General features: G+C 65.5%; 18 protein-coding genes. 5 read left to right on the top strand and 13 right to left on the bottom strand.

Features of this window, described 5'->3' with window-relative positions; genetic code table 11:
* Position 1: 1 nt before the first annotated feature.
* The 11 genes from flgK to OUZ49_RS20305 all read right to left on the bottom strand — a co-directional run bounded on the left by flgK (position 2) and on the right by OUZ49_RS20305 (position 11,079).
* Positions 2 to 1,879, bottom strand: a complete 1,878-nt coding sequence (flgK, locus tag OUZ49_RS20355; protein WP_266152450.1) for a flagellar hook-associated protein FlgK — start codon at positions 1,877 to 1,879, stop codon at positions 2 to 4.
* Positions 1,880 to 1,897: 18 nt separating this feature from the next.
* Complete coding sequence (flgJ, locus tag OUZ49_RS20350; RefSeq protein ID WP_266152449.1) at positions 1,898 to 2,821, bottom strand: flagellar assembly peptidoglycan hydrolase FlgJ; 924 nt, start codon at positions 2,819 to 2,821, stop codon at positions 1,898 to 1,900.
* A 20-nt stretch (positions 2,822 to 2,841) separates the two neighbouring features.
* Positions 2,842 to 3,999 (bottom strand): flagellar basal body P-ring protein FlgI, encoded by a 1,158-nt coding sequence (locus OUZ49_RS20345; protein WP_266152448.1) that lies wholly within the window; start codon positions 3,997 to 3,999, stop codon positions 2,842 to 2,844.
* Positions 3,999 to 4,682 carry a flagellar basal body L-ring protein FlgH gene (gene flgH, locus OUZ49_RS20340; RefSeq protein ID WP_266152447.1) on the bottom strand — a complete coding sequence of 228 codons (684 nt, stop codon included), beginning with the start codon at positions 4,680 to 4,682 and terminating at the stop codon, positions 3,999 to 4,001. The genes OUZ49_RS20345 and flgH overlap by 1 nt, the downstream gene beginning before the upstream one ends.
* A gap of 8 nt (positions 4,683 to 4,690) precedes the next feature.
* A complete protein-coding gene (gene flgG, locus OUZ49_RS20335) occupies positions 4,691 to 5,476 on the bottom strand; it encodes a flagellar basal-body rod protein FlgG (protein WP_266152446.1) in 786 nt (261 codons plus the stop codon).
* Between the two features lie 25 nt (positions 5,477 to 5,501).
* Entirely contained in the window at positions 5,502 to 6,242 is a 741-nt protein-coding gene (gene flgF / locus OUZ49_RS20330) for a flagellar basal-body rod protein FlgF (RefSeq protein ID WP_266152445.1), read from the bottom strand.
* Positions 6,243 to 6,251: 9 nt separating this feature from the next.
* Positions 6,252 to 7,469 carry a flagellar hook protein FlgE gene (gene flgE / locus OUZ49_RS20325; protein WP_266152444.1) on the bottom strand — a complete coding sequence of 406 codons (1,218 nt, stop codon included), beginning with the start codon at positions 7,467 to 7,469 and terminating at the stop codon, positions 6,252 to 6,254.
* Positions 7,470 to 7,504: 35 nt separating this feature from the next.
* Positions 7,505 to 8,182: a flagellar hook assembly protein FlgD gene (locus OUZ49_RS20320; RefSeq protein ID WP_266152443.1), complete on the bottom strand. Its 678-nt coding sequence runs from the start codon at positions 8,180 to 8,182 to the stop codon at positions 7,505 to 7,507.
* A 16-nt stretch (positions 8,183 to 8,198) separates the two neighbouring features.
* Positions 8,199 to 8,627, bottom strand: coding sequence for a flagellar basal body rod protein FlgC (gene flgC, locus OUZ49_RS20315; protein WP_266152442.1), 429 nt, complete (start codon positions 8,625 to 8,627; stop codon positions 8,199 to 8,201).
* Complete coding sequence (gene flgB, locus OUZ49_RS20310) at positions 8,627 to 9,025, bottom strand: flagellar basal body rod protein FlgB (RefSeq protein WP_266152441.1); 399 nt, start codon at positions 9,023 to 9,025, stop codon at positions 8,627 to 8,629. The genes flgC and flgB overlap by 1 nt, the downstream gene beginning before the upstream one ends.
* A 1,121-nt stretch (positions 9,026 to 10,146) precedes the next feature.
* The gene (locus tag OUZ49_RS20305; protein ID WP_266152440.1) at positions 10,147 to 11,079 is read right to left on the bottom strand and encodes a chemotaxis protein; all 933 of its coding nucleotides are present in this window, start codon (positions 11,077 to 11,079) and stop codon (positions 10,147 to 10,149) included.
* Between the two features lie 169 nt (positions 11,080 to 11,248).
* Between OUZ49_RS20305 and OUZ49_RS20300 the strand changes: the two genes are divergently transcribed.
* From OUZ49_RS20300 to OUZ49_RS20280, 5 genes are all read left to right on the top strand, one after another.
* Positions 11,249 to 12,556, top strand: coding sequence for a methyl-accepting chemotaxis protein (locus OUZ49_RS20300; RefSeq protein ID WP_323134954.1), 1,308 nt, complete (start codon positions 11,249 to 11,251; stop codon positions 12,554 to 12,556).
* A complete protein-coding gene (gene flgA / locus OUZ49_RS20295; RefSeq protein ID WP_266152439.1) occupies positions 12,553 to 13,242 on the top strand; it encodes a flagellar basal body P-ring formation chaperone FlgA in 690 nt (229 codons plus the stop codon). The genes OUZ49_RS20300 and flgA overlap by 4 nt, the downstream gene beginning before the upstream one ends.
* Positions 13,243 to 13,320: 78 nt before the next feature.
* Positions 13,321 to 13,641, top strand: coding sequence for a flagellar biosynthesis anti-sigma factor FlgM (gene flgM, locus OUZ49_RS20290; protein ID WP_266152438.1), 321 nt, complete (start codon positions 13,321 to 13,323; stop codon positions 13,639 to 13,641).
* Positions 13,638 to 14,084 (top strand): flagella synthesis protein FlgN, encoded by a 447-nt coding sequence (locus tag OUZ49_RS20285; protein ID WP_266152437.1) that lies wholly within the window; start codon positions 13,638 to 13,640, stop codon positions 14,082 to 14,084. The genes flgM and OUZ49_RS20285 overlap by 4 nt, the downstream gene beginning before the upstream one ends.
* A 94-nt stretch (positions 14,085 to 14,178) precedes the next feature.
* On the top strand, positions 14,179 to 15,441 hold the full coding sequence (locus tag OUZ49_RS20280) for an EAL and HDOD domain-containing protein (protein ID WP_266152436.1): 1,263 nt from the start codon (positions 14,179 to 14,181) through the stop codon (positions 15,439 to 15,441).
* Between the two features lie 271 nt (positions 15,442 to 15,712).
* Here the strand turns inward: OUZ49_RS20280 and OUZ49_RS20275 are convergent, their stop codons facing one another.
* Positions 15,713 to 16,729 (bottom strand): TMEM43 family protein, encoded by a 1,017-nt coding sequence (locus tag OUZ49_RS20275; protein ID WP_323134953.1) that lies wholly within the window; start codon positions 16,727 to 16,729, stop codon positions 15,713 to 15,715.
* A gap of 35 nt (positions 16,730 to 16,764) precedes the next feature.
* Positions 16,765 to 17,607, bottom strand: coding sequence for an MBL fold metallo-hydrolase (locus OUZ49_RS20270; RefSeq protein ID WP_266152435.1), 843 nt, complete (start codon positions 17,605 to 17,607; stop codon positions 16,765 to 16,767).
* Position 17,608: the final 1 nt, after the last annotated feature.

Genomic DNA, 17,608 nt, shown 5'->3' with positions numbered 1-17,608 from the left:
CCTAGGCGGTCTGGATGGCAGTGAGCAAGCTGGAGAAGATTGTCTGCGAGGCGGAGATCACCTGCGCCGAGGCCTGGTAGGCCTGCTGGTAGCGCACGAGGTCGGCGGCCTCTTCATCGAGGTTGACGCCGGACACGCTCTGCTGCGACGACACCGCCTGGTTGTAAAGCGCGGTCTGCGTGGTGAGATTGGTCTGCGCCTGGCTGCCCACGGTACCGACATTGGTGGTGAGCTGGGCATAGGATGCGATGACCGACTGGCTGCCACCGCTGAGCACACCCACGTTGGACAGCGCAGCCAGCGACAACGCGTTGCTGGTGTCCTTCAAGCCATTGCTGTTCAGCCCGATGGTGAAGCTATCGTTGGCGGCCGGCGTACCCGACGGCGTGACGCTCCAGCCATTGGCGCTGATCGTCTGCCCTACGGCATAGCTGCCACTCGACAGCACGTTGCCCGAGCTGTCGGTGACCTGATAGGTGCTCGCCGAGGGAAAGCTCACCGTGGCATTGCTGGTCAGTGCCGCGTTGGAGGCGTCCTGCACGGTTACCGAGCCGATCTGGCCGGTGCCGGTATTGCCACTGGCTGCCGTCGACGTGAGCAGTGCCGCCGCCGCAATACCGTTCGGGTCGGTCATCGTCACCGCTAGGCTGGTGGCGGCCTGACGCGTCGGCAGGATCTGGAAGCTGTCGCCTGCCTGCGCCGTGGCAGGCACGCTGAAGGTAAGCCCGGCCGCCGACAGCGTGCCGTCAGCATTGGTCGTCAGCGGCACGGCCTGGCCGCTGGTCGTCTGCAGGTTCCACTGGCTGCCGTCGTAACTCATCACGTAGTCGGACGAGGTCAACTGCGACACGTCCGTGATGCTGGCCGACACGCTGCCGCTGCCCTTGTTGGCGCTGCTCGGCTGCACGGTGGGCGACGGCATGTTGAAGATCGCCCCACCCTGCTTGCCGTTGAGATCCATGCCCTTGGCCTGCTGGGCATTGACGCTGCTGGCTAGCGCCACTGCCGACTGGCCAAGCTGGTTCTGCACGCTGTCGAGCACGCTGCTGCGATAGTTCAGCAGGGCGCCAAGGTTGCCGCCACTGAGCTTGTTGCTGATATCGGTGCCGGTCGCGTCGTAAACATCGGTGCGCGTGGGATCGTACGCGGTGCCGCCGGTCGATAGCGCATAGGACTTGTCGCCACTGACCAGGGCCTGCCCATTGGAGGCATACACGCTGATGCTGCCATTCGACTCGCTGACGGTGGACACGCCAACGTAGCCCGACAGCGTCTGGATCATGGCATCGCGTTGATCGAGCAGGTCGTTCGGCGGGTTGTTTCCTGCCTGGCTGATCTGCGCATTCAGCGCCGCGATGCTGCTGGCGGTGGAGTTGATGCTGTTGACCGTACCACTGATCTGGCTGTTCACCTGGCTCTGCTGGGCGCTCAACTGCTGGCCCAGGGTGTTGAATACGGTGACGGCGGCCGTGGCGCTACCCAGCAGGGACTGCCGGCTCGACGCCACACCCGGCGTGTTCGCCACGGTGCTGAAAGCGCCGTAGAAGCTGTCCAGGGCGGTTTGCAGGTTGCCGCTGGCGCTCAAGGTGCTGTTCAAGGTGGAGGCGAGGCTGTTGTAGGTCGTCGCGCCCTGCATGCTGGCATTGCTGCTCCACACCGCACTGGTGAGGAACTGGCTGTACGCACGTTGCACCGAGTCCACATTGACGCCGCTGCCGATGGTGTAGCGACCGCCCGGTGCGGAGATGTTTTCGGTCTGCAGCACCGTCTGCCGGTTATACCCCGGCGTATTGACGTTGGTGATGTTGTTGCCGACGGTGTTGAGCGCGACCTGGGCTGCATTGAGCCCCGAGATACCGGTGGACAGTAGGTTAGCCATGAGTCATTCCTGGACACTTCACTCGGAGGAAGTCGGCCCGCCGGCCAATTTCTTGAGCGCATCGAGCGCATCACGCATGGCGGGGCTGTTGGCGATGGTCGCGATTTTTTGCGCGTAGGCCGGGTCCGTGGCGTAACCACCATCGACCAGGCCGCGGGCGAAGCCGACCACGTCGTCGCCATGATTGAGCGCGCGGGCATAACGCGGGTTGTCGGCAATCAGCTGGGCATAGTCGTCAAACGACTGCGCCGGGTTGGCATAGGAGCGGAACTGGGCGTTGCGCCGTACGGCGACGCCATCCTCGAACTCCAGCGTGGGCACGCTCACCTTGGCGCCGTCCCAGCTGCTGCCTGCCTTCATGCCAAACAGGTTGTTGCTGCTGTTGCCGTCGGCGTGCGTCGGCAGGTGCTGACCCCATTGGGTTTCCAGTGCCGCCTGGGCCAGCACGGCGCGTACCGATACGCCAAGCTTGTCGGCAGCCTTTTGCGCATACGGGGCCAGTTGCTGCACAAAATCCTGCGCATCCTTGGGCAATGACTTCAGCGCCTGCGAGCCCACCGCGCGCGCTGCGCCGGCCACGGATCGCAGCCGCTGCCGCCAATCGTCATCGACAGCAGCAACCGTGCCGGCGTCGGCACCATTGGTATCGGCCATGCCGCCAAGCTGTCGCGTCAGCATCTGCGCGATGCCCAGTCCATTGCCGTGCTGCGACAGCTCGATCGACAACTGCTGATCGAACATGTCGCGCCAGGCGTCGCCTCCCTGGCTGTCGAACAGGCCGTCGCCCGCGCTCGCATCGCGCATGGACTTCAGCATCATCTGGGTAAAGATCGACTCGAACTGCTTGGCTACCACCGGCAGCGCCGACTTGGCGTCGGCTTGCGCACTCTGCCGCAGTGCCGAGAACCCGGACAGGTCGGTCCAGGTGCTCACGCTCTTCATGGCGTCGCCAGGCAGCGCCATCAGATCACTACCAGTTCCGCATGCAGCGCACCGGCCTGCTTGAGTGCCTGCAGGATCGAGATGAGGTCGCTGGGCGAGGCGCCGACCTGGTTCACCGCGCGCACGATGGTGTCCAGGTTCGCGCCCGGGCCAAACTTGAACATATGGCCGCCGTCCTCGCTGACCTGCACATTGCTGCTGGGCACGACGGCGGTCTGGCCCTTGCTGAAGGGCTCGGGCTGACTGACCAGGGGTTGTTCGGAAATGGTGACCTGGATGGAGCCGTGTGCGACCGCCGCCGGCGTCACGCGCACTTCCGAGCCGATCACCACGGTGCCGGTACGGGAATTCACCACCACGCGTGCCGGCGCATCGCCTGGCGTCACCTCGATACCTTGAATCGCGCCCAGCCAGGCCACCCGCTGGCTCGCATCGACCGGACCGCGCACGCTGACCGAGCCGCCATCAATCGCGCTGGCCGTGCCCACGCCGTAGGTGCGGTTCACCGCCTCGGCGATATGCGCTGCAGTGGTGAAGTCCGGCGTATTGAGATTTAACACCAGGTCGCCGCCGCTGTTCGCGAACGACGACGCCACGCTGCGCTCCACCGTCGCGCCATTGGGAATGCGACCGCTGGCCGAAATATTCACCTGCACGCTGGAACCGCTCTTGCCCTGCGCACTGACGCCACCGACCACCACGCTGCCTTGCGCCATCGCATAGACGTTGCCATCGGCACCGCGCAGCGGCGTCATCAGCAGTTCACCGCCGCGGATGCTGCGGGCGTTGCCGATCGAGGACACGGTGATGTCGATGGGCTGGCCCGGCTTGGCGAACGGCGGCAATTCGGCCGTGACGGTGACCGCGGCCGCATTCTTGAGCTGGGGTCGTGCCGTGGCCGGCACCGTGATGCCGAACTGCACCAGCATGTTTTCCAGGCTCTGCGTGGTGAACGGCGTCTGCGTGGTCTGGTCGCCGCTGCCATCGAGGCCGACCACCAGGCCATAACCGATCAACTGGTTGCTGCGCACGCCCGCCACCTGGGCGAGGTCGCGAATCTTGTCGGCGTGTACAGGCGGCGCAAGCGCACCACAGGCACACAGCGAGATCGCCACTCCCTGCAGTACCGAGAGCAGACGACGGGTCCAGCTCGAAGAGGAACAGGTCGGAGCGTTCATCAGTAGGGCATCCACTTGGAGCTGAAGAAGCGCGACAGCCAGCCCTGCGTATTCGCATCGGCCAGCGAACCCTTGCCGGTGTAGCCAATCTGCGCATCCGCCACGCGCGTGGACGGCACGCTGTTGTCCTGGCCGATGTCCTGAGGACGCACGATGCCGGAGATGCGAATCTGTTCCTGACCCTGGTTGATGGTCAGCATCTTCTCGCCGCGCACCAACAGGTTGCCGTTGGACAGGCGCTGCGCCACCGTGACCGTGATGGAGCCGGTCAACTGGTTGCTCTGGCTGCTGTCGCCGCTGCCATCGAAAGCGCGATTGGCGTTGAGCGATGTATCCGCGGTCTGGCCGGCCACCCGAAGCGTCTGGCCGAGAATGCTGGGCGCGCTGATGGTGCTGGCGTCCTTCTTGCTCGTGCTCGTGCTGGCCTTCTTGGACGCCTGCGTGCTCTCCACCAGCGCGATGGTGAGGATGTCGCCCACGCGATGCGCGCGGGCGTCATTGAACAGCTCCATGCCCTGCTCGGAGTGATAGATCGAGCCATCGGTCGGCGGCGCCGACGCCGGCTCCTGCGGCAACGTGGCCGCCCACTGATGATCGTCGCGCGGCGGCTGCATGAGGCAGCCCGCCAACGGGACAAACGCGAGCGCGATGGCGAATCGGGATAGCAGGCGTGGTAGCGACATGGCAGTGCTCACATCTTGTCGGTGAGATCCTGCAGCATCTGGTCGGTGCTGCTGATCGCCTTGGAATTCATTTCGTAGGTGCGCTGCGTCTCGATCATGTTGACCATCTCGGCCACCACGTTGACGTTGGACGACTCCAGCGATCCCTGCATCAGCGAACCCATGCCGTTGAGCGACGGCTGCCCGGTCTGCGGCGCGCCGCTGGAGGCCGTTTCCACATAGAGGTTTTGCCCCGTCGGCTGCAGGCCGGCAGGGTTGACGAAGTCGGCGAGCTGCAGGGTGCCGATGGTGGTCGGCGTTGCCGATGCGGTGGTGGTGGCCGATACGGTGCCGTCGGTGCCAATGGTGATGCTCTGCACGCTGGCCGGCACGGTGATGGCGGGCTCGAGCGGGTAGCCGTCCGAGGTCACCAGCTGGCCATTGGCATCGGTGTGCAGCGAGCCGTCACGGGTGTAGGCCACGCTGCCGTCGGGCATGCTCACCTGCAGGAAGCCACGGCCCTGGATGGCGACGTCGAGCGAACTGCCGGTCTGGGTGATGCTGCCTTCGGTGAACAGCTTCTCGTTGCCCACCACGCGCACGCCGGTACCCAGCATCAGACCCGACGGCGACAGCGTCTGCTCGGTGGTCTGGCCGCCGGGCTGGCCCTTGTTCTGGTACATCAGGTCCTGGAACGCGGCACGCGAACTCTTGAACGCCGTGGTGTTCGCGTTTGCCAGGTTGTTGGAAATGACGTCCATGCGCGTCTGCTGCGCATCGAGGCCGGTCTTGGCAATCCACAAGGAAGAAAACATCGGTTACTCCAGAGTGCGGCTGGCGTCAGCTGGCCTGCATCAACTTGATGGCGGAATCGGCGTTGTCCTCGGACGTCTTGATGGACTTCACCTGCATGTCGTATTGACGGGATAGCGCAATCATCTTCACCAGCTCGGCCGAGGCATTGACGTTGCTGCCTTCGAGCACGCCCGACGCGAGCGTGACCGTGGGATCGGCGTCGGCGGTACCGCCGTCGGCCATGTGCATGAGCCCGTCCGACCCTTGCGTCAGCTGGGTCGGGTCGGGATTGACCAGGCGGATCTTGTCGATCGTGGAGACCGAGTTGGGCCCCTGCCCCAGCGGCACCGTGGAAATGGTGCCGTCGGTGCCGATGCTGATTTCCGTGCTCGGCGAGATCGTGATCGGGCCCGAGCTGCCCATCACCGCATTGCCGCGCGAGTCGGTGAGCTGGCCGTCGGAAGTGAGCTGCAGGTCACCGGCGCGCGTATAGCCTTCCGAACCGTCCTGCGACTGTACCGTGATCCAACCCGCGCCGCGCACGGAAACATCCAGCGAGCGGCCGGTGGTGATCGACGAGCCCTGGTTCGCGCTTTGCCCGATGCCCTGGGCCACCGCATTGATGCGCGAAGGCGTGCCATCGCCCAGCACCGGCACGCTCTGGAACGCCGAGAGCTCGCTCTTGAAGCCGACCGTGGATGCGTTGGCCAGGTTGTGGCTCACCGCATCCTGGGCGCGCATGATCTGCGTCGCCCCGGTCATTGCTACGTAGACGGAACGGTCCATGGCGATCTATCAGTGACCGACCGCGTTGAACAGCGCCGTCGCCAGCGTGTTGTCGGTCGACAGCACCTGCGCATTGGCCTGGTAGTCGCGCTGGGCCTGGATCATGTTCACCAGCTGCGCCGTCGTATCCGCCGTGTTGGAGCTTTCCAGCGCACCGGACTGGATAGTGCCGTACTGGCCTACGCTGGCCGTGCCCATCACCGCCGGACCCGAGTCCGTGCTCGCTGCCCAGTTGGCGTTGCCAAGCTGGCGAAGGCCTTGCATGTTGGCGAAGTTGGCGATGGCCACCTGGCCGATCTGGGTGCTCTGGTTGTTCGAGTAGTTCGCGGTGATGACGCCGCTGCCGTTGATGTCCAGCGAGGTGAGCGTGCCCGCCTCGAAACCGTTCTGCGAGATCGTCCCGGGGGAATAAGCCGTGCCGTACTGGGTGGTGTTGGTCACGTTCAACGACAGCGTCATCGGCTGTGAACCGTTGCCCAGGGTGATCGGGTTGAAGGTCAGCGCGCCATTGGACGGCGTCGCCAGCCCGCCACTGGTGTTGAAGGTCATCGCCTGCGTGCCGGCGTTCTGGCCATCGACATAGAGGTTGGCGTTCCAGGTATTGGTGCCGGTCTTGACGTAATAGATCGTGGCCTGATGCGAGCCACCCTGGGAGTCATACACGGTCACCGGCGTGGCGGCGTTGTAGCTGGTCGAATCGCTGGTGCTGAAGGCGTTCGCCGGCACCGTCGCGCTGGCCGGCAGATTGGAGGTCATCGTCACCTGCGAGGTGGCGGTGGCGTTGCTCTGCGCCGTCACCCAGCTGAAATCGGTCAGCGTGCTCGTGTCGAAGCCACCCGCGCCATTCGGCGGGTAGATCTGCAGACGCGAACCGTCGGGCGTGGTGATGAAACCGTTCTGGTTCTGCTGGAAGTCGCCAGCGCGCGTATAGGTGACGCCGCTGCCGTTGTTGATGGCGAAAAAGCCATTGCCGCTGATCGCCAGGTCCAGGCTGTTGCCGGTGGTCTGGATATCGCCCTGGGTGAACTGCTGGGCAACGTCCTCCAGGCGCGTGCCGCTACCCACCGCCGTGGAATTGAGGTTCAGGCCGGTAACGGCGTAGATGTCCGCAAACTCCGCGCGCGAACCCTTGAAGCCGGTGGTGTTGGCGTTCGCGATATTGTTAGCGATGACATTGAGATCGGACTGGGCCGCGTTGATGCCGCTGAGCGCTGTATTCAGAGCCATGTTCGGTTCCTAGTGAAGAGTGGATGCGTGAAGCGTCAGAGAATCTGCGCGACCTGGTTGAGCGCCACGCCGCCCACGCCAGAGACCTGCAGGTAGGTACCCACCGTGCTGCCACCAAAGCCCACGCCGGTGACCGTGCCGGCCACATAGGTGTCGAGACTGGCCGAGCCGCTGGATGCCGCCAGCGTGTAGCTGCCATCGGCCACGGTGTTGCCGTTGTTGTCCTTGCCGTCCCAGCTGAACTGCGCGAGGCCTGCGCTCTGGTTGCCCAGGGGGATGGTGCGAACGACATTGCCGCTGCCGTCCAGCACGTTCACGCTGACGTTGCCTGCACTGGTCACGTTCACCGCGCCGCCGACACTGTTGGTACCGTCGAAGCTCATCGTGCTGGAAGGCACCAGCACCGAGCGATTCAGCAGGTTGGACGAACCCAGCACCTGCGAGGTCTGCATGGCCGAGCTGACATTGCTGCTGAAGCCTTGCAGATCGGTGTCCAGCTGCTGCGTCGCCGAGAGCTGGCTGAACTGCGCCATCTGCGACACGAACTGCGAGTTGTCCACCGGATTGGTGGGATCCTGCGCCTGCAGCTGGGCCGTCATCAGCTTGAGGAAGTCGGCCTGCGTCATGGTGCTGGACAGCGCCGAGCTGGTACTTGCTGTGCTGGTGGACGTGGTGCTGGTAGTGGTCGCGCTGTTGTTGGAAATCGTCGTCACGAATGGCTCCTCCCGGTTACTTGCCGAGGTCGAGGGTCTTGATCATCAATTGCTTGGTGGTGTTCATCGCCTCGACGTTGTTCTGATACGAGCGCGAGGCGGAAATCATGTTGACCAGCTCGTCGATGGGATTGACGTTGCTGCCGTATACGTAGCCATCGGCATCCGACATCGGATTGCCCGGCTCGTAACGCGCCTGCACGTCGGCCTGACTCTCGGTCACGCCCTTCACCTGCACGCCCACGGCGCTGTCGGCGTCCGCACTCTTGGCGCTGCCGAAAGAACGCTGCACCGCTGCAAACAACGGTTCCTTCGCGTGATAAGCGCCCTCGGGCGTGCTCGAGACGCTGTCCGCGTTGGCGAGGTTGCTGGCCACGGTATTGAGGCGCAGCGACTGCGCCGCCATGCCCGAGCCGGCCACATCGAAAATCTTGAACATCGACATCACTGGCCTCCGGTGATGGCAGTGCGCAGCATGTGAATCTGCGCAGTGATAAAGGAAAGGCTGGCCTGGTAGTGCACGCCGTTGGCGGCGAAGTTGGCCTGCTCGACCTGGGTGTCGACGGTATTGCCGTCCATGGTCGGCTGGCTGGGCGTACGCCAGGCGAGCTGGTCGGCCGCCTGCGCCGCGGGATCGATCTGCCCCTGCTGGGTGATCGTCATCGGCAGGCTGTTGCCGCTGGCACTCGCGCTGGACAACGCCTTCTTGAAGTCGATGTCACGGGCGAGATAGCCGGGCGTATCCGCATTGGCCAGATTGCTCGCCAGCACTTCGCTGCGGCGCTGCCACAGATCGAGTGCCTGGGTGTGCACACCAAACAAGTTGTCGTTGATCGCAGTCATCGCTCACTCCTGCGGCGGGGGCCGCGGGAGGCTTTGAGCAATTAGCGTGCCACTGCTTTTGAGATGCTGCGCAGGCCGCGCTGCTGTTGGGTTGCGGGCGATCCGGGTGGTTTGGTTTTGGTTGGGTGTTTCGCGCCATGTCGGAAATCCGACACGCGCCGTAGCGGGTTCTCGTCGCCTTTCTCCCTCTCCCCTCCGGGGAGAGGGCCGGGGTGAGGGGCGGGTGCTCGCCGAATCGCTGATTGTGCGATTGGTTTTGTCGCATTGCGTGAGGAACTCAGCGACCGGGCTCGCCTGCCGCGGGCTTCCGTCCTCCTACCGGAGGCCGGGTCACTTCTCTTTGCTTGCCCAAAGAGAAGTAACCAAGAGAAAAGGCACCCCGCTTGGCGCTTGCCGAGCGGAGCTCGGCAAGTCCGTGAGGGTCGGCCGGGCTTTTCGACAGGGCATCCTGCCCTGACGAAAAGGGATCGGCATCCATGCCGATCCCCCTGTCGGGCCTGATCGTCCGCCCCTCACCGCCGCACAGGGGCCCAAAAGTCAAAAGCACAATGCTCGAGCAGCTGACGCTGCTCATCGCGGTCGCTTCGCTTTCGCTTTGACTTTGCCCTTGGCTTTGGCTTTAGGGGTTGCTCTTCCGCTCTCCGGGTCCCCTATGGCGCGGCGGGTGGGTGAAGGAAAAGCCCGCAGGGTGGCTCGCAGGGATGCGAGCCAGTTTGTCGTCAGGGCAGGACGCCCTGTCGACAAACCTCCGTAACCCACCCGCGCACCTGCAGGGCGTAGCCCGGAAGGCGCGCCATCGGGGTGGCCTTTCTCTTGGTTACTTCTCTTTGGCCACGCAAAGAGAAGTAACCCGGGCCGCGGCAGCGGCTCGGAAGCCCGCCGCAGGCGAGCCCGGTTACGGTGACCCTAAGACAGAGCGAAAGGCGCTGGATGACTCGCTGCGCTCGCCCCTCCGGGGCCGCCCTTCGGGCGTTCTGCGCGCTTCGCGCTTGTCCCGCTTCCGCGGGGATGACGGTGAGGAGTGTTGCGGACGGTTCGCAGGGATGACCGAGGAATCAGCGTCATCGCGAGCACCCGCCCCTCACCCCAACCCTCTCCCCAATGGGGCGAGGGAGAAAAAGTCAAAAGCGGTCGAATTGTTCCGGCATCAAATCCAACACGGTCTGCGCCAACACATCCGGCTGGAACTTCGCCACGAAGCGATCCGCATTCACCTCGCGCACCATCGACTCATTGAACAAGCCGCTGATCGAGCTGTGCAGCACCACCTTGAGCGGACGCAGCGCCGGCGTCTCGCGAATCGCGCGCGTGAGCGCATAGCCATCCATGCGCGGCATTTCGATATCCGATACCACCAGGGTGACGCCCTCGCCCTCCGGCGCCCCGGCCAGCTCCTGCAGGCGCTCCAGCGCTTCGCGGCCGTCCTGCGCCACCACGCATTCCACATCCATCTGCCGGAACAGGCCTACCAGCTGCTGGCGCGCCACCACGGAATCGTCCACCACCATCACGCGGCGTGGCTGCAGGTCATGCACGCGCGCGATGCGCTGCATCGGTGCGGACAGCGAGGTAGGCGTGGCATTGAGGCTGGCCAGCACATGCTCCACGTCGACCACGGCCACCAGGGAGCCGTCGACCCGCGTCACCGCGTTGACGCGGGTACCGAAGCCCAGCGCGGCTGCCGGCGCTGCCAGCGACTCACCCTCGCAATGCACCAACCGCTGCATGTCGGCCACCAGGAAGCCCTGAATCGAGCGACTGAACTCCGTCACCATCAGGTGCGCCGACGGGTCATCGCGCAGCGAGGGGTAGCCCAGCGCCAGCGCCAGGTCGATCACCGGAATGGTCTGGCCGCGATAGTCGCAACTACCAGCGATCAGCGGATGCGCGTCAGGCATCCGCTCCATCGGCACGCGCCGCATCACCTCGCGCACCTTGAATACATTGATGCCGAACAACTGCGCATCGCCCAGCCGGAACAACAGCATCGCCACGCGGTTGTGCCCCGCCAGCCGGGTCTGCTGCTCCACCTTGTCCATCCACGCGCCGCTCATGCGGACTCCTCGCAAAGCGGCACTGCCGCAGGGTACCGCTGGCGTATCGGCCACAGACAGGCGGGCTTGAGCGCGTCGCATCCTTTCCATGGCACGTCGCTTGCTTCTCAAGTTCGGACGTTCCCCGCCGATGCGGGGGACGAACCCTGCAGGAAGGAATGATCCACCCATGAGTCTGATCTGGAGCCAGCATCTTGCCGAGCTTGCGCGCGCTGCCGCCGCAGGCGACCAGGCGCAGGTTGCACAACTGTCTTGCCGTCATCCGGGTGCCGCGCAAGCGTTGGCGCCGCTGCTGGCGGCCATGTTTACCTCACGCCCGCCCGCTGCCGTGGCCTTGCAGACGCTGGAGCAGCAAGGCCTGGTGCTCGGCGCCGCGCAGCAGTTGGCGCGCGAACAGGGCGCCATGAGCGAGTCCGCCCAGGAGAGCCGGGACGGTGTCGGTCGCTTGACGGACGGCAGCGCCGGGATCTCGACATCACTGCAGCAGATCAACACCGGCCTCGACTACGCCCGCCAGACCGGCGAAGCCAGCGAACGCAGCGTCAGCGAGCTGGATGGCCAGCTGCGCCTGCTGCGCACCGCGCTGTCGGCGATGAATCGCAACCAGAGCAAGCTGGCCGAACAGGTCGCCCAGATCCGCAAGCTGACCGGCGTGGTGCAGGAGATCGCGCACCAGACCAATCTGGTGGCCTTGAATGCAGCCATCGAAGCGGCGCGTGCGGGCGAGGCAGGCCGCGGCTTCGCCGTGGTGGCCGACGAAGTGAAGCAGTTGGCCGAGAAGACCTCCCAGGCCACCGACGAAATCGAGCAGGTCACCGGCTCCATTGGCGAGTTCTCGCTGCAACTGGACGGCGACGTACAGCAAGGCCTTCAGCGCCTCGAGCGCGCGCAGGGCGGCGTCACCCAGACCGGGGCCTCGTTGCAGGACAGCAGTGAAGCCTTGCGCCAGATCAACGAGCGCATCGCCACCATGCACAAGAACCAGGATGCCCAGCACGCCCGCGCGGTTGCCGCGCAGGCAGCCCTGGGTGCCTGGCATCGCCGCGCGGCCGAGGCCAACCGCCAGGCCGAGGCGCTCAGTCGCGCCGCCCTGCTCGCCCATCGCCTCGCCCTGGACTGGCTGGAGACCGAAAGCGGCGTCGATCCGGCCAGCCTCAGCCTGACCGTGCGCGAAGCCGCGCAAGGGCTGCGCCAGGCGATGGAACTGGCCCTGCAGGAGCCGGCCGCGCTTGATCGGCGCTGGTTCGATACCCAGGCCCTGAACCGCACCCTGCAACGCCTGGCCGCAGGCCGCGACGGCCACCCGGCCGCCAGCGCGCTGACCGCTGCCGGTGCGCGCCTGCGCGAGCATGGCAACACCTTTGCCACCTTGCTGTGCGATGGCCAGCTCGACCAGGCCAGCCGGGTGGTGCAACAGATCGAAAGCGAGCGCGAGCTCATGCTGGCCCAACTCAACGTGTTGCTGGCTGACCTATGAGTTTGCGCCCGCTGGTCGCACTGCTGCTGTGCGCCCTGACGCTGCCCGCCCTCGCCGCGGAGCCGGCGCCGGCGGCGCGCGCCAAGGCCGAACAGTGGCTGCGCGACCAGTACGCCAGCACCGGAGTCCGCGTGGTGGCCCAGGCCGCGGCGCTGGACCCGCATCTCAATCTGCCGCCTTGCGCAGCGCCGTTGAGCGCCGGGCTGCAGGAGGGCACGCGGCTGGGGCCGCGCATGAGCGTCGTGGTCCGTTGCCCGCAGGCCGATGGCTGGACCTTGCGCGTGCCGGTGCAACTGCAGGTGTTCCGGCAGGTACTGGTGGTCAACCGCCCCTTGCAGCGCGGCGACGGCGTCCATCCCGACGACGTGCGCAGCGAGGAACGCGACGTCACGCGCCTGGGCTATGGCTATGTCAGCGAGATGGGCGAAGTCGAAGGCCGCACCCTGTCACGGGCGCTGGCTGCCGGCAGCGTGCTCACCCCGGGCGCCCTGGGCGGCCGCAGCGCCGTGCGGGCGGGCGACCAGGTCCAACTGGTCTCGCGCCTGGATGGTATCGAGGTGCGCGCCAGTGGCGTCGCCCTGGGTGGCGGCGACAGCGGCTCGCGCCTGCGCGTACGCAATGGCAGCTCCGGTAAGGTGGTCGACGCGATGGTGACGGCGCCCGGCGTGGTGCTCGCCTTGCCTTAGAGTTCGGAAGATTAAAGTTTGCGGCCACCCGGCCGATCCTGTGATCAACAGGGCCAAAACCGCATAGAGAACGGACCCATGAACACGACCATAGCCAACAACGGTCTACCCAAGCTCCCCCAGGCACCTAGTGGCCAGGGCAGTGCGTCCACGCAGACGGCCGGCGCGGCGTCCAGCGAGGCCGCCAGCACGGCGCCCGGTGCCGACGATCGCGTTCAGTTGACCGACTCGGCCCGTGCCCTGCAGGAAGCCTCGCGCACCAGCCAGGGCGCCACGGTCGACACCAAGAAGGTCGAGCAGGTGCGCCAGGCCTTGGCCAACGGTACCTACCGCATTGACGCCAGCCGCATTGCCGATCGCATGATGACGCTGGACAGCCAGCTCAACGGCAAGTCATGAACAGCGCACTGCAAGCCGAACTGGACCACGCCTTGACGGCCACGGTCGAAGAAATGCGGCTCGCAGTGGAGCAACTCGCCGACGCGCTGCAGTCCGAGCGAACCGCCCTGGCAACTGGCGACGTCGAGGCGCTGAACCAGGCCGGTGCCAGCAAGCACGCCCTGATGGTGCGACTCGAACAGCTCGACAGCGAGCGCGTGCAGCTTGGCCAGAGCGCCCCGGGCGCGAACCATGCGCTGGCGCCGCTATGGCAGCAGGTGCTGCAGTCGCTGCGCGCATGCCAGCAACTGAACCAGCGCAACGGTTACCTGGTAAGCATCCGTCTGCAGCAGGTGCGCAAGGCGCTGGCCGTGCTGACCGGCAACGATACCGAGCCCAGCGTGTACAGCCGTGGCGGCGAGCTGCGTACCAGCTTGCGCTCGCAGACACTCGCCGAGGCCTGAACATCATGATGCGCGCCATCGTTCATGCGCAGCGCATCCGCACGCACGCGGTGCCCCGCGCGATCATCTTCCACTCCCATCACGTCGACCTACCATGAGCGAAGCCGCGGCACTCCCCTCCGCCCACGAAGCTTCAGGTAACGCCGCCAGCGAACACCCGCTGCCGGTCATCCGGTTGCCGATGCTGGACGCCAAGCGCGAACTGTTCGCGTATGAAATCGTTTTCCAGAAGGATGACGAGGACGAAGCTGCGCTGATGCGGCGCGCCCTCGCCACCATCACGGACGGCGCGCTCGCGCGCCTGGTGCGCGGAAACCGTACCTTTCTGCGGCTCACGCGCGAACTCCTGATGGAGGAAACCGACGTACTGCAGCACCAGCCGCGCTTTGGCGTGCTGCTGGAGCCGGAGACGGCTGCCGATGCCGCCCTGGTCGAACGACTGCAACGCATGGCGCAGCGCGGCTGCCCGCTCATGCTCGACGCTGGCGACACCGCGCTGGAATTCAATGCGGCGGTCGAACCGCTGTTGAAATTCGTGCAGTTCGTGCGCCTGGATGCAAGCAAGCTCGATGCGGCCACGTTGCGCTCGCGCAGCGAGTACCTGCATGCACGCGGCACCCATGTCATTGCCGGTCACGTGGATGACCACGACACCTATCACTTGTGCGAAGAGCTGCCGGTGCAGGCGATCCAGGGCCGCTTCCTGCTCAAGCCCGAGCCGGTCGAAGTCCCTGTGCTCACCGCCAGCCGGCTAAGCCTGCTACGCCTGATGAAGGCGCTGGAAGAAGGCAACCCCGGCCCGGTCGAACTCGGCCAGATCGTGCGCGACGACGCCATCCTCAGCTACAAGCTGCTGGGCTGCGTGAACTCGGCCTACTTCGCCCTGCCCCGCCAGCTCAAGTCGGTGCAGCAGGCGGCGATCTTCTTCGGCGCCACGCGCATTCGCAACTGGATCTACACGATGGCGCTCAGCGGTACGGGCGACCGTCCGCCCGAACTGCTGCGCGCCGCGCTGATCCGCGCGCACATGTGCGAAAAGCTGGCCCAGCACATGCCGAACGAACAGCGCGAAATGGCCTTCACCGCCGGCCTGTTCTCGCTGCTCGACACCTTGATGGAAGCCCCGATGGACTTCGTGCTGTGGCACCTGCCGCTGGCACGCGAAATCAGCGGCGCCCTGCTCGAAGGCAAGGGGCCGTTCGCGCCCTTGCTGGAACAGATCTATGCCTGGGAAGCCGGCGACCTGCGCAGCGGCCAGACCCAACCGCAAGTGATCCGCCGCATGGCTGCCATCTACCTCGAAGCCACCCAATGGGCCGACCACGTCTACGCGTTCGCTGACCAGCGGCCGAACTAAGCCCAGCGACCGAACTGAGCTTTGCTCCCTCTCCCCTCCGGGGAGAGGGCTGGGGTGAGGGGCCAACCTGGCGACAAGCCAGCTTCAAAGCCGGCTCATTTGAAAGCCATCCGCGAGCACCCGCCCCCTCACCTCAGATCTCTCCTCTTTGGGGAGATGGTTGGCGTGCTGGCCAATCCAGCGACAAGCCAGCCTCAAAGCCGGCTCTTTTGAAAGTCCGTCGCGAGCACCCACCCCTCACCTCAGTCCTCTCCCCAACGGGGAGAGGAAGTTAAGCGGCGGCCCTTAGCCGCCACACGGCCAGCCCCAAGCCGGCCAGCGCAAGCGCAAACCAGATGGCGCCGGCGACAACATCCGTACCCAACCACAGTACGCAAGCCACGGCGGCCACCACCAGCACGCCCGCGCCACCGGCCAGCATCAGGTCAAGGCGCGTCCTGCGGCCTTCGGGCATCAGCAGCCACACGCCGAACATGCCCAGCAGCAAGGCGGCGACGCGGCGCGCCAGCACGAACGATGGCGCGTCAGGCACGTCCGGCACGACGTCGGCCAGCGTGCGCTCGCCTGTCTGCAATTCGTAGCCCTTGCCATCGAGCGCGTGCGCAGCCGGCACCAGCTCATCGCCGTCCACCTGCGCGAAGATCGTCACCTCTTGCGATGGCACCGTCTCCCAGCTCACGCGCAAATCACCCAGGCGTGGCTGCTCCGGGTGGACGCTCGTCACCAGGTGATCGTTGTAGAGCGAAAAACTGGCGGCGAGGTTCGGCGGCACCGATTTGAAATCCGGCGGCAACGGGTCGCCACCGGGCAACGCATGCACGAGCGTCGGCGAAAGCGCGTAACCACCGACGCGTACCAGGCCCGCATCGAATTGCTTGCCGCGGATCGGGAAACTCTCCGGATTGGCATGCCCCGAAGGCTGCGCGAAACGGCGCGAATCCAGCGGACGATCGACCCAATCCAGCTCGTAGTGCACGTCGGAACCCACGCGCACTTCGCGCCATTGGAACATCTCGACATGACGAATCAGCACCGGCGTCTTGGCACGCTGGCCAAACTCAGGATCGTACGGCTCCTCGATCACCTTCACCGGCCCGGCCACGCGCACCATATAGCCGTGCTGGCCGGCCTGCGGCGGGCCACCCTCGCCCAGGTCGAGAATCTGGCCACCGTGTCGGGCGGCGGCATGACGATGATCGAGCACGCTCTGCTCGGTCATCGCGACCACGCCGACACCGCCCAGCAACAGCAGTGCACCCAGCACGCGTCGCGTCCACTGCTGCATCATTGCTGCGCCCCCCTGCGGCGTGTTCATAGGTGTCCTTACCCTCGTAATTCGCGCTGTTCGTCAGCCGTACCGTAGCGGCCGCGCTCGTCGCGCACCACCCGGGCTACGGCGCAATCATGATCGTGCGTAAAGAACAGCCGCACGTCACGCGCCAGCTTGTCTTCCAGGAAAACCCGCTTCTCGTCGATCAACTTTTCCGGCCAGCGGTCGTAGCCCATGGTGATGGGCAAGTGCACCCAGAAGCGCCCCGGAATCAGGTCGGCGCAAAACACCACGCCAGCCACTTCGGCCAGCATCAGCCCCGGCGTATGGCCATCTGAATAGCTGAAGCGCACCAGGGACCCGAGCGTGGCCGAGAACTCGCCCTCGACCAGTTCGAGTCGTCCACTGGATTCAAGCAACGGCTGCAGCTCGGGCACGAACGAGGCACGGTCGCGCGGATGCGGCTTCAAGGCACGGCGCCAGTGTTCGGCACCGACCACATAGGTCGCGTTAGGGAACAACAGGCGCGGCGCCTGCCCTTCCTCCCACGCTGCGAGCAAACCGCCGGCATGGTCGAAGTGCAGATGGGAAAGCACCACCACGTCGATGTCTTCGTGGGTCAAGCCAGCCTGCGCCAGCGAGTCGAGCAGCACGTGACGGTCTTCCACCACGCCGTAGCGTTCACGCAGCGCGGGCTCGAAGAAGGCCCCGATGCCGGTCTCGAACAGCACGTTGCGGCCGTCCAGATCCTTCACCAGCAGGCAGCGGCAAGCCAGCGGAATGCGGTTTTCCGCGTCCGGCGCAATCCAGCGGGACCACAGCGCCTTCGGCGCATTACCGAACATGGCGCCGCCATCCAGCTGCTGCGAATTGCCAATGAGCGACCACAGTTTCATG

Origin of the sequence: Dyella halodurans (assembly GCF_026283925.1) — a bacterium.
Lineage (GTDB): Bacteria > Pseudomonadota > Gammaproteobacteria > Xanthomonadales > Rhodanobacteraceae > Dyella > Dyella halodurans.
The sequence above is the reverse complement of the archived record's forward strand: the minus strand, read 5'-3'. Positions and strand labels throughout refer to the sequence as shown.

What these genes read in the sequence shown, in the direction of transcription:
- flgK (WP_266152450.1), bottom strand. Translation starts at nt 1,879, where the DNA reads ATGGCTAACCTACTGTCCACCGGTATCTCGGGGCTCAATGCAGCCCAG.
- flgJ (WP_266152449.1), bottom strand. Translation starts at nt 2,821, where the DNA reads ATGAAGAGCGTGAGCACCTGGACCGACCTGTCCGGGTTCTCGGCACTG.
- OUZ49_RS20345 (WP_266152448.1), bottom strand. Translation starts at nt 3,999, where the DNA reads ATGAACGCTCCGACCTGTTCCTCTTCGAGCTGGACCCGTCGTCTGCTC.
- flgH (WP_266152447.1), bottom strand. Translation starts at nt 4,682, where the DNA reads ATGTCGCTACCACGCCTGCTATCCCGATTCGCCATCGCGCTCGCGTTT.
- flgG (WP_266152446.1), bottom strand. Translation starts at nt 5,476, where the DNA reads ATGTTTTCTTCCTTGTGGATTGCCAAGACCGGCCTCGATGCGCAGCAG.
- flgF (WP_266152445.1), bottom strand. Translation starts at nt 6,242, where the DNA reads ATGGACCGTTCCGTCTACGTAGCAATGACCGGGGCGACGCAGATCATG.
- flgE (WP_266152444.1), bottom strand. Translation starts at nt 7,469, where the DNA reads ATGGCTCTGAATACAGCGCTCAGCGGCATCAACGCGGCCCAGTCCGAT.
- flgC (WP_266152442.1), bottom strand. Translation starts at nt 8,627, where the DNA reads ATGTCGATGTTCAAGATTTTCGATGTGGCCGGCTCGGGCATGGCGGCG.
- flgB (WP_266152441.1), bottom strand. Translation starts at nt 9,025, where the DNA reads ATGACTGCGATCAACGACAACTTGTTTGGTGTGCACACCCAGGCACTC.
- OUZ49_RS20305 (WP_266152440.1), bottom strand. Translation starts at nt 11,079, where the DNA reads ATGAGCGGCGCGTGGATGGACAAGGTGGAGCAGCAGACCCGGCTGGCG.
- OUZ49_RS20300 (WP_323134954.1), top strand. Translation starts at nt 11,249, where the DNA reads ATGAGTCTGATCTGGAGCCAGCATCTTGCCGAGCTTGCGCGCGCTGCC.
- flgA (WP_266152439.1), top strand. Translation starts at nt 12,553, where the DNA reads ATGAGTTTGCGCCCGCTGGTCGCACTGCTGCTGTGCGCCCTGACGCTG.
- flgM (WP_266152438.1), top strand. Translation starts at nt 13,321, where the DNA reads ATGAACACGACCATAGCCAACAACGGTCTACCCAAGCTCCCCCAGGCA.
- OUZ49_RS20285 (WP_266152437.1), top strand. Translation starts at nt 13,638, where the DNA reads ATGAACAGCGCACTGCAAGCCGAACTGGACCACGCCTTGACGGCCACG.
- OUZ49_RS20280 (WP_266152436.1), top strand. Translation starts at nt 14,179, where the DNA reads ATGAGCGAAGCCGCGGCACTCCCCTCCGCCCACGAAGCTTCAGGTAAC.
- OUZ49_RS20275 (WP_323134953.1), bottom strand. Translation starts at nt 16,729, where the DNA reads ATGATGCAGCAGTGGACGCGACGCGTGCTGGGTGCACTGCTGTTGCTG.
- OUZ49_RS20270 (WP_266152435.1), bottom strand. Translation starts at nt 17,607, where the DNA reads ATGAAACTGTGGTCGCTCATTGGCAATTCGCAGCAGCTGGATGGCGGC.